This window comes from Pseudomonas sp. FBF18 (assembly GCF_024261405.1).
Lineage (GTDB): Bacteria > Pseudomonadota > Gammaproteobacteria > Pseudomonadales > Pseudomonadaceae > Aquipseudomonas > Aquipseudomonas palmensis.
In genome coordinates, this window is the sequence record NZ_QKRS01000042.1 from 1,318 (window position 1) to 2,371 (window position 1,054).

A 1,054-nucleotide genomic window follows, 5' to 3' on the forward strand; every position below is an offset into this window, starting at 1 on the left:
ATCCAGCAGGTTGCCGGCCGGGTCGAAGGCGAAGGTCTCCACCCCCAGGCGGCTGGTGGCCTGCAACAGGCGGCCAATCGGGTCGTACTGGTAGGTCAGTTGGCCAACCGCATCGTACTGGCCACCCAGTTAATATTCCTTCGCCATTTGTCGAACAACAAGCAGGCCGTACAGTGATCTGCAAAAACCACAGATATCACGAACAATATGAGGCTAGCAACTCAACAGATTTCAGCTCTGCTCTCACGTCTTCAAGCTCATGATCATCTAACGCCCACACTGTAAACTTACCTCGTGTCTCGCACCCGCCGAATTTTCCCATAGCACACTCTAGAGCCTGCCTTTTTCTAGGAGGAAGGGCAGAAATCTTTCGAGTCGAAAATAAGTTTACCGGATATATATCTCTAATGAAGAGATCGGTTTTTCCAGCCCATTGCAGCTTCACCCATGCTCCGGCTTCTGAGCGGCGGGGCCACATTAGTGGATGACCCTCATCAACCATATGAATACCAACAGCATATCCGAAGCCATAAGCGTGACTTTCTTTATACCCATAGGCATAGTCTTGCGTACCTGAAATCATAGCCAGTTCAAAAAAAGATTCTGTAAGCTGCTGCAAAGTTATTTTTTCCACACTACCAGTCAGCAATAATTTTTCTTTCGACAAAATCGCTGAAAAGTCACAATTCAAAATTTCCCTACAATCATCCTTATCCCACCTACGTGCTGAAAAAAGCTCTACTGCATCTATCAACCCTAGCTGTATTTCCTTTGAGTATTTTTTTTCATTGAACTTTATGACCTTACCAGCCCTCCCCCCGCACCGTTCAAGCCTACCCCGAACTGAAATCCAGTCTCTTAGTTCAGGATATGCTTGCGCAACATCTAGATCGCTATTTGGCTCTGGGTGAGCCACAAAAAAATTGTAGATATTCATACTTAACCTTTCCGCCGTGTTTTTTCAGTTGCTGAGTATTCCCCTGCGCGCCCGCCAAGACCTAGCAAAGTAGTACGCCCTTTCGCTTCAAGTTTTTTTGTAACGTCAGTGGGGGAA

Annotated in this window: 2 protein-coding genes; both read right to left on the reverse strand. The window is 46.9% G+C overall.

Going from position 1 to position 1,054, the window contains the following annotated elements; all coding sequences use genetic code 11:
* Positions 1 to 129: hypothetical protein (locus tag DN387_RS26005; protein WP_368044658.1), on the reverse strand; the 129-nt coding region annotated here is incomplete at its 3' end.
* Positions 130 to 196: 67 nt separating this feature from the next.
* Positions 197 to 937 (reverse strand): hypothetical protein, encoded by a 741-nt coding sequence (locus DN387_RS26010; RefSeq protein ID WP_156326281.1) that lies wholly within the window; start codon positions 935 to 937, stop codon positions 197 to 199.
* Between the last annotated feature and the right edge of the window lie 117 nt (positions 938 to 1,054).

Bases quoted from the DNA above. Each gene is read 5' to 3' on its own strand.
- DN387_RS26010 (WP_156326281.1), bottom strand. From the start codon at position 937: ATGAATATCTACAATTTTTTTGTGGCTCACCCAGAGCCAAATAGCGAT.